Origin of the sequence: Streptomyces sp. NPDC059853 (assembly GCF_042731495.1) — a bacterium.
GTDB lineage: Bacteria > Actinomycetota > Actinomycetes > Streptomycetales > Streptomycetaceae > Streptomyces.
Genome location: NZ_JBHWJL010000238.1, coordinates 1 through 8,246, shown reverse-complemented (window position 1 = coordinate 8,246; position 8,246 = coordinate 1). Strand labels below are relative to the sequence as shown.

Below are 8,246 nucleotides of genomic sequence, written 5' to 3'. Positions count from 1 at the left end.
CCCCTTCCCCGGTACGGGGGAGCGGGGATACGGCCGCGGGCACGCGAGCTGAGCCCGCTCCGGCGGTGGCCGCCGGAGCGGGCCGCGGCACCGTGCGGCGCGTCAGCGGGCGTAGTACTCGACGACCAGCTGCTCGTCGCAGACCACCGGGATCTCCTTGCGCTGGGGGTCCCGGTCGAGCCGGAACGCCAGCGCCTGGAGGTTGACCTGGAGGTAGCGCGGGGTCTCCCCGTCCAGGGCGTAGCCGCCCTCGCGGGCGACCTGGAAGGGGTGCTTGTCCCGGCTGCGCTCGCGGACGGTGACCACGTCGTCCGGGCGGACCCGGAAGGAGGGCTTGTCCACCTTGCGGTCGTTGACCGCGATGTGACCGTGTACGACCATCTGGCGGGCCTGGTAGATGGTGCGGGCCAGACCGGAGCGCAGGACCAGCGCGTCCAGGCGCCGCTCCAGCTCGATGATCAGGGCCTCACCGGTCTTGCCCTCGACCTTGCGGGCGCGGTCGTAGGCGCGGGCCATCTGCCGCTCGCTGATGTCGTACTGGGCGCGCAACCGCTGCTTCTCCAACAGCCGGACCTTGTAGTCACTGGTCTGCTTCCGGCCACGCCCATGCTGGCCGGGAGGGTAGGGGCGCTTCTCGAAGTACTTGACGGCCTTGGGGGTCAGTGCGATGCCGAGCGCCCGCGACTTCTTGACCTTGGGGCGTGATTGGTTCACGTGGAACAAACCTCCGTGTAAGTTAGGTGAGCCTTACCTTAGCGGAGGAGAACGCATGCTTCGACCTGGGAGCGCCATCAGCGCCCAACAGCCCACCGCAGCCGAGCGGGTGCGCACCCTCGTGGAGTCGAATGCGTCAGCGAGTCTGACCATTCCGGGCGGCGAACTGGACGAACCGGGGCTCAGCACCCCGGAATCCCGCGTGGTCGCGGCCTCCGGAGATGTCCTGCTGCTGATCCCGGCACGTGCCCCGGCGGCCAGAGCTGCCGTTCATGCCCAAGGTGACGAGCTTACCGCCGTGATGGAGATCACCGACGTCGCCCCTGTCTCCGTCCCCCATCGTATCCGGGGCCGCGGATGGGTCGCCGGGTGGCTGACCACCGTCCCCGGGCCCGAGCGCGCGGAGGGGGCCGCGCTGCTGGCCGGGCGGCACCCCTCGGGGCCGGTGCCCGGCCCGGACTGGACCCTGCTGCGTCTTGAGGTGGGCGAGGCGTACACCGACGATCTGTGGGGCGCCGCCCCGGTGGAGCCGGACGAGTTCGCGGCCGCCGCACCCGATCCGCTGACCCGGCACGAGGCCGAACTGCTCCAGCACCTGGCCTCCTCGCACGAGACCCAGCTGCGCTCGCTGTGCGCCCTGCTGAGCGACCGGGGGGCCGGCTGCGACGCCTGGCAGCGGGTGGTCCCGCTCGGGCTCGACCGGTTCGGGCTGCGGGTGCGGTTCTGCACCGGAGGGCACTGCTTCGACGCCCGCTTCGAGTTCCCCGAGCCGGTGGGGGACGTGACGGGACTGCGGCACGCCATGCGGCAGCTGTTCGCGTCGGCGGCCGCCGGGGAGTGACCGGACCCGGGGCGGCGGGAGACGGCTACGAGCGGGGGTCGGTGCCCCCGGCCAGCCGTTCCCGCACCCGCTCGGCGATGTCCGCGTAGCGGGCCTCGGCGCCGCGCCGCGTCGGCTGGTAGTACCGCTTGCCGTGCACCGCGTCCGGCGCGTACTGCTGGGCCGCGATGCCGTCCGGCAGGTCGTGCGGGTACTGGTAGCCGGCCCCGTGGCCCAGCTTCTGGGCGCCCTTGTAGTGCGCGTCCCGCAGATGGCCGGGCACCGGACCGGCGAGACCCGCCCGGACATCCGCCAGCGCGGCGCCGATCGCCACCGTGGCCGCGTTGGACTTGGGCGCCAGGGCGAGCGCGATCACCGCCTGGCTCAGCGTCAGCGACGCCTCGGGGAACCCGATCAGCGCCACCGCCTGCGCGGCGGCCACCGCCGTCTGGAGAGCGGTGGGGTCCGCCATCCCGATGTCCTCGCTCGCGGAGATCATCAGCCGCCGGGCGATGAAGCGCGGGTCCTCCCCCGCCTCGATCATGCGGGCCAGATAGTGCAGCGCCGCGTCCACGTCCGAGCCCCGGATGGACTTGATGAGCGCGCTGGCCACGTCGTAGTGCTGATCGCCGTCCCGGTCGTAGGTGACGGCCGCCCGGTCCACCGCCTCCTCCAGGGTGGCCAGGGTGATCTCCCGCTCCCCCTTGGCCAGCGCCGCCCCGGCGCCCGCCTCCAGCGCGGTGAGCGCCCGCCGGGCGTCGCCCCCGGCGATCCGCAGCAGATGGGCCTCGCTGTCCTCCGGCAGCGTCACCGCCCCGTCCAGGCCCCGCTCCTCGGTGACCGCGCGGCGCAGCAGGCCGCGCAGATCGTCCTCGGTCAGCGGCTCCAGGGTGAGCAGCAGGGAGCGGGAGAGCAGCGGCGAGATCACCGAGAAGTAAGGATTCTCCGTGGTGGCGGCCACCAGCGTGACCCAGCGGTTCTCCACCGCGGGCAGCAGCGAGTCCTGCTGGGCCTTGCTGAAGCGGTGGATCTCGTCCAGGAACAGCACCGTGTCCCGCGCGTAGGCGCCCGAGGAACGGCGGGCGCCGTCGATGACCGCGCGCACCTCCTTGACCCCGGCGGTGATCGCGGACAGCTCCACGAACCGCTTGTCGGTGGCCTTGCTGACCACGTGCGCCAGGGTGGTCTTGCCGGTGCCGGGCGGCCCCCACAGGATCACCGAGGACGGCCCGGCGGGACCGCCGCCGCCCTCCCCCACCAGCCGGCGCAGCGGCGACCCGGGGCGCAGCAGATGCCGCTGCCCCATGACCTCGTCCAGCGTGCGGGGGCGCATCCGCACCGCCAGCGGGCTGGTGGACGGGTCGCGCTCCTGGCGGTCTTCGGCAGCGGCGGTGAACAGATCGGGCTCCACACCCAAACCCTAAGTCACCCCGCCGACAGCGGGCCGGGGCCGGCTCAGCCGGTCCAGAAGTCCCACCAGCGGGTCAGGACGAGCATGCCGATGATCGCCACGTGCACCACCGGGAACAGCCAGTGGAACTCCTCAATGGTCCGCTTCACGCCGGCCGGCGCCGGGATGATGCCGTGCCGGATGTTGTGCGCCGTCGTGTACCAGAACATGAAGATGGTGGCGACCCACGCCAGGCAGCACCACAGGCACAGGGCGCTGATCTCGTAGAGCGACTGGTACTGGAGCCAGGTGCAGAAGGCGACCCCGAACAGGGTGCCGCCCTGGAGGCCCAGCCAGAACCAGCGCCGGTAGCGGGCCCCGGCCAGCAGACCCATGCCGATCGCGATCACCGCGCCGTAGCTGACCAGGCCCAGCATCGGGTTGGGGAACCCGAAGACCGCCGCCTGATCGCTCTCCATGATGCTGCCGCAGGAGACGATCGGATTGAGGCTGCAGGCCGGGGTGAAGTCCGGGTCCTCCAGCAGATGGAACTTGTCCAGGGTGATCACCCAGGCGGCCAGCAGGCCCATGAAGCCGGTGATCACCAGCAGCACGGCGAAGCCGCGGCCCGCTCCCACCTCCTCCGGGCCGTCCTGAGCAGGCTCCTGGGTGCGTGCCACGTCTACCGCCGATGCCGTCATCTCGCCATTCCCGCTCGTCGTCGGATACGGGCCCAATTCTGCACCAGCCAGGCTCCCCGCCAAGGGGTCCGTATCACCCGTTCGGCGTACCGGTGTCCCCGAGCCGTCCGGTCAGCTCCGTGACCAGGGCGTCCACCGGCACCGGGTGCTGCTCACCGCTGGCGAGGTCCTTCAGCTGGATCACGCCCTCGGCCAGATCGCGCTCCCCGGCCACCAGGGCGTACCGGGCCCCGCTGCGGTTGGCGGCCTTCATGGCCGCCTTCAGCCCCTTGCCGCCGTACGCCAGGTCGGCCGCGATCCCGGACCTGCGCAACCCGGTGACCACGGAGAACAGCGTGCGCGCCGCCTCCTCGCCGAGCGGCACGGCGAACACCTGGGTGGCGGCCGGGAGGTCGAGAGCGATGCCCTCGGCGCGCAGCGCCAGCACCGTGCGGTCCACGCCCAGGCCCCAGCCGACCGAGGGCAGCGCGGGGCCGCCGATCATCTCCGAGAGCCCGTCGTAGCGGCCGCCGCCACCGAGCGCCGACTGGGAGCCGAGACCGCCGTGCACGAACTCGAAGGTGGTGCGGGTGTAGTAGTCCAGGCCCCGGACGAGCTTCGGGTCGTCCTCGAAGGCGACCTCCGCCGCGGTCAGCAGCTCCCGCACCCGCTCGTGGTACTCCTTGCACGCCTGGCACAGGTGGTCGCGCATCATCGGCGCCCCGGCCAGCTGCCGCTGCACCGACTCGCGCTTGTCGTCCAGCACCCGCAGCGGGTTGATCTCGATCCGGGCCCGGGTGTCCTCGTCCAGGTCCAGTCCGCGCAGGAACTCCTGGAGCGCGGCCCGGTAGGCGGGGCGGCACTCCCGGTCGCCCAGCGAGTTGAGCAGCAGCCGCACCCCGGTGAGCCCGAGCGCGCGGTAGGAGTCGGCGGCCATGATGATCAGCTCGGCGTCCAGCGCCGGGTCCTCGGCGCCGATGGCCTCGGCGCCCACCTGGGAGAAGTGCCGGTAGCGGCCGGCCTGCGGGCGCTCGTAGCGGTAGAAGGACCCGGAGTACCAGAGCTTGACCGGCAGATTGCCCGCCCGGTGCAGATTCGCCTGGAGCGCGGCGCGCAGGACGGAGGCGGTGCCCTCGGGGCGCAGCGCCAGGTGGTCGCCGCCCTTGGTGGTGAGGGTGTACATCTCCTTGGTGACGATGTCGGTGGACTCACCGACGCCCCGGGAGAACAGCTCGACGTTCTCGAACCCGGGGGTCTCGGCGTAGCCGTAGCCGGCCCGGCGCAGCGGGGCGGCCATGGCCTCGCGCACCGCGAGGTAGGTCGCGGAGTCGGGGGGGAGCAGGTCGTAGGTGCCCTTGGGGGCGGAGAAGGTGCTCACGGAAAGGGGTCTTCACATTCCTCGTCGCGGCGCGGGGGTCTCCCCTGCGCCCTGGCCGGCGGCGAGTTCCCGCAGGAACGGGTTGGTCGCGCGCTCGGTGCCGATGGTGGTCTGGGGGCCGTGCCCGGACAGGACGACCGTGGAGTCCGGCAGCGGCAGGCACACCCGTGCCAGCGAGCGCAGGATCTCGGCGTGGTCGCCGCCGGGCAGATCGGTGCGTCCGATGGAGCCGGCGAACAGCAGGTCGCCGGAGAAGAACACCGGGGGGATGTCCTCCGCTTCCGGCAGCCCGAAGGTCACCGACCCCTTGGTATGGCCCGGGGCGTGCGTGACGCCGAACTCCAGACCGGCCAGTTCCACGGTGCTGCCGTCGCTCAGCTCGCGCAGGTCGTCGGGTTCCCCCACCGTCAGGTCGCCCAGCAGCTGGGTGCCGATGGTCCGGCCGAGGGCCTTCTCCGGGTCGCTGAGCATGGAGCGGTCCCGCGGGTGGATCCAGGCGGGGACGTCGTGGGCTCCGCACACCGGGATCACCGAGGCGACGTGGTCGAGGTGGCCATGGGTGAGCAGCACGGCGACCGGCTTGAGCCGGTGGCGGGCGATGGTGGCGGCGACTCCCTCGGCGGCCTGGTGGCCGGGGTCGATGATCACGCACTCCTCGCCCGCGGCGGGGGCGACCAGATAGCAGTTGGTCCCCCAGGCCCCGGCGGGGAAGCCAGCGATGAGCACGGGCGTCCTTCGTGGTGGTCGGCGTCGGCTGTGAACGGGAAGCCTACCGGCGACGGTACGGGGCGGGCGAACCCGTATACGGTGACGCATGGCTTGTCGGGTACGTCAGGAGGAGAGCGGTGGTCAGCAAAGAGCAGCGGCGCAAGCAGCTCGCCCGGGCGAAGTGGGAGCGGCAGCAGCAGCGCCGCGGGGAGCGGTGGCGCAGGGCGCGGCGGCGCAGGGCCGTACTGGCCGCCGCCTTGGTGGTGCTGGTGGCGGGCGGCGGTACCGCCCTGGCGACGGGGGTGTTCGGCGGGGACGACGACACCGCGGACGCGGCGGCGCGGGATCAGCCGGACCAGGACGGCCTGGACCAGGAGGAGGAGACCCCGCCGGTGGAGGACCCGTGCGCGGCCCCGTCCGGGGGCTCGCCCTCGGAGCAGCAGTGGGACGCGGAGCCGGAGCTGACGGTGGACACCTCGGCCGCGTACACCATGTCGCTGGCCACGACCTGTGGTGACATCGAGATCGCGCTGGACGCGGAGGCGGCCCCGCGCACGGTCAACTCGTTCGCGTTCCTGGCCGGTGAGGGCTTCTTCGACCACAGCCCCTGCCACCGGCTGGTGACCGAGGGCCTGCACGTGCTCCAGTGCGGCGACCCGACCGGCACCGGCATGGGCGGCCCCGGGTACACCATCCCGGACGAGAACCTGGACGCGCCCGAGGTGGCGGACGGGGTCTACCCGGCGGGCACGGTGGCGATGGCCAACCAGTACAACCCGCAGGAGGACAGCGGCCGGGACTCCGGCGGCAGCCAGTTCTTCCTGGTCTACGAGGACAGTGAGCTGCCGCCCGACTACACGCCGTTCGGTACGGTCACCGCGGGTCTCGATGTGCTCCAGACCATCGCGGAGGCGGGCAGCGGCACCGATCCCGCCACCGGGAACACCCCGCCGAACGCCACCGTGGTCATCGAGTCGGCGACGGTGGAGGCGGGCTGAGGGGCGCCCGGCGGGATTTCGTTCCGTCAGGGGCGGACAGCCGGGCGAACCGTCGCCTATGTTGGGCGGGGTACAGGGCCCCTCGCCGGTCTGGTGGGCCCGGAAGCCGGATGAGACCGGGTGAAATTCGTGGATGATGCCGTGGCAAGGGTTCGCGGCATCGTGTGAGGAGACGCCGTGAGCGACGCGCGACAGGCTGCCGAGCCGCAGACCAAGACCCAGCCGACGCCGGAGGCGCCGGCCGCAGGGGCGAGCGAGGCTGCTGCTGCGAGCGACGCGGGCACCGCGGCACCGGCCGGCGGCGCGTGGGGGCGCGTCGACGAGACGGGCACGGTGTACGTGCGCACGGCCGACGGGGAGAAGACCGTCGGCTCCTGGCAGGCCGGTTCGCCCGACGAGGCGCTCGCCTATTTCGAGCGCAAGTACGAGGGCCTGGTCGTGGAGATCGACCTGCTGGAGCGCCGGGTGCGCACCACCGATCTGTCCGCCAAGGACGCCCAGACGGCCATCGGACATCTGCGCGAGCAGGTGGACGGGGCGCACGCCGTCGGTGATCTGGCCGCGCTGGGGCGCCGGCTGGACCAGCTGACCACCGTGGTCGAGGAGCGCCGGCGCGAGCGCAAGGCCGCCCGGGCCAAGCAGGGCGAGGAGGCCAGGGCCGCCAAGGAGGCCCTGGTCGCCGAGGCCGAGGAGCTGGCCGGCAGCGACCAGTGGCGGGCGGCCGGCGAGCGGCTGCGCGCCCTGGTGGACATCTGGAAGGGGCTGGCGCGGCTCGACCGCAAGACGGACGACGAGCTGTGGCACCGCTTCTCGCAGGCCCGCTCGGCGTTCTCCAAGCGGCGCAAGGCGCACTTCGCCTCGCTGGACGCGCAGCGCGAGGAGACCCGGCGGCGCAAGGAGAAGCTGATCGCCGAGGCGGAGGCGCTGTCCACGTCCACCGACTGGGGGGCGACGGCGACCCGCTACCGGGAGCTGATGACCGAGTGGAAGGCGGCGGGCCGGGCGCACCGGGACGCGGAGGAGGACCTGTGGACCCGGTTCCGGGCCGCGCAGGACGTCTTCTTCCAGGCCCGGAGCGCGGTGTTCGCCGAGCGCGACAGTGAGCAGCGGGAGAACCTGACTCGCAAGGAGCAGCTGGCGGCCGAGGCGGAGAAGCTGCTGCCGATCACGGATGTGAAGGCCGCCCGGCTCGCGCTGCGCTCCATCGGGGAGCGCTGGGAGGCCATCGGGCATGTGCCCCGGGACGCCAAGAACGCCATCGAGGGCCGCTGGAACGCCGTGGAGCGGGCCGTCGCGGAGGCCGAGGAGGCCGAGTGGCGGCGGACCAACCCGGAGGCCAGGGCGCGGGCGGCGGGGCTGACCGGTCAGCTCCAGGACGCGGTGGACAAGCTGCGGCGGCAGGCCGAGCAGGCGCGGGCGGCGGGCAACACCGCCAAGGCCGACAAGCTGGTGAAGGAACTCGCCGGCCGGCAGGCGCTGCTGGACCAGGCGCTGAAGGGCCTGGCCGAATTCGGCGGCTGACACCGGCCGCGCGGCGCACGCGCGGCACCACCCGGGC

The 8,246-nt window shown here is 72.8% G+C and carries 8 protein-coding genes; 3 read left to right on the top strand and 5 right to left on the bottom strand.

The window, feature by feature from the left end; translation table 11 throughout:
• Positions 1-102: 102 nt before the first annotated feature.
• Complete coding sequence (gene rpsD / locus ACFV5N_RS21080; protein ID WP_019434768.1) at positions 103-714, bottom strand: 30S ribosomal protein S4; 612 nt, start codon at positions 712-714, stop codon at positions 103-105.
• Between the two features lie 55 nt (positions 715-769).
• On the opposite strand from rpsD, the gene ACFV5N_RS21075 reads away from it, so the two are divergent.
• Entirely contained in the window at positions 770-1,555 is a 786-nt protein-coding gene (locus ACFV5N_RS21075) for a DUF2470 domain-containing protein (protein ID WP_385602034.1), read from the top strand.
• 25 nt (positions 1,556-1,580) lie between these two features.
• On the opposite strand, the gene ACFV5N_RS21070 is transcribed toward ACFV5N_RS21075, so the two are convergent.
• From ACFV5N_RS21070 to ACFV5N_RS21055, 4 genes are all read right to left on the bottom strand, one after another.
• Positions 1,581-2,945, bottom strand: a complete 1,365-nt coding sequence (locus ACFV5N_RS21070) for a replication-associated recombination protein A (protein WP_385602027.1) — start codon at positions 2,943-2,945, stop codon at positions 1,581-1,583.
• 44 nt (positions 2,946-2,989) lie between these two features.
• On the bottom strand, positions 2,990-3,625 hold the full coding sequence (locus ACFV5N_RS21065) for a vitamin K epoxide reductase family protein (RefSeq protein WP_385602024.1): 636 nt from the start codon (positions 3,623-3,625) through the stop codon (positions 2,990-2,992).
• Positions 3,626-3,698: 73 nt separating this feature from the next.
• Entirely contained in the window at positions 3,699-4,982 is a 1,284-nt protein-coding gene (gene hisS / locus ACFV5N_RS21060; protein ID WP_385602022.1) for a histidine--tRNA ligase, read from the bottom strand.
• A gap of 12 nt (positions 4,983-4,994) precedes the next feature.
• Entirely contained in the window at positions 4,995-5,708 is a 714-nt protein-coding gene (locus ACFV5N_RS21055) for an MBL fold metallo-hydrolase (RefSeq protein WP_385602019.1), read from the bottom strand.
• Between the two features lie 119 nt (positions 5,709-5,827).
• Between ACFV5N_RS21055 and ACFV5N_RS21050 the strand changes: the two genes are divergently transcribed.
• The gene (locus ACFV5N_RS21050; RefSeq protein ID WP_385602016.1) at positions 5,828-6,688 is read left to right on the top strand and encodes a peptidylprolyl isomerase; all 861 of its coding nucleotides are present in this window, start codon (positions 5,828-5,830) and stop codon (positions 6,686-6,688) included.
• A gap of 333 nt (positions 6,689-7,021) precedes the next feature.
• Complete coding sequence (locus ACFV5N_RS21045) at positions 7,022-8,209, top strand: DUF349 domain-containing protein (protein WP_385602038.1); 1,188 nt, start codon at positions 7,022-7,024, stop codon at positions 8,207-8,209.
• Positions 8,210-8,246 lie beyond the last annotated feature (37 nt).